We start from the raw sequence: 343 nt of genomic DNA on the forward strand, positions 1-343 counted from the left end.
CTCTCTCTCCCTAATATTACGTATCAACCCAGAATTATTTTTTTCAAAAATACTCATTGAATTTGATCCGTCTTCATTAAAAATTCTAGACGCTTCATTTAATAGCTCACTATCTGATAGTCTGGAAAAGTTGTCTAATGAAATCCATCCATAATGTTTAAATACCTTTTCTTTTATCTTCAAAAATTTTATTATCTCGGTTGCTTTTGGATATTGACTGGCAATTTCTCCCCATGTACTTACTTGCTTGCTATCAATAAAATTGACTGCATCTTCAAAACTTTTTATATAAACTTTCTGTTTGTAAGGGATATTAAGCTCATCTAATACTTCGTGAAGTACT

The 343-nt window shown here is 30.3% G+C and carries 1 protein-coding gene; it reads right to left on the reverse strand.

Annotated elements, in window-relative coordinates; genetic code table 11:
* On the reverse strand, positions 1 to 343 hold a 343-nt coding region (locus R0K30_RS21355; protein WP_410612778.1), incomplete at both ends, for a hypothetical protein.

This window comes from Bacillus sp. SIMBA_154 (assembly GCF_046536015.1).
GTDB classification, from domain to species: Bacteria; Bacillota; Bacilli; order Bacillales; family Bacillaceae; genus Bacillus; species Bacillus pumilus_P.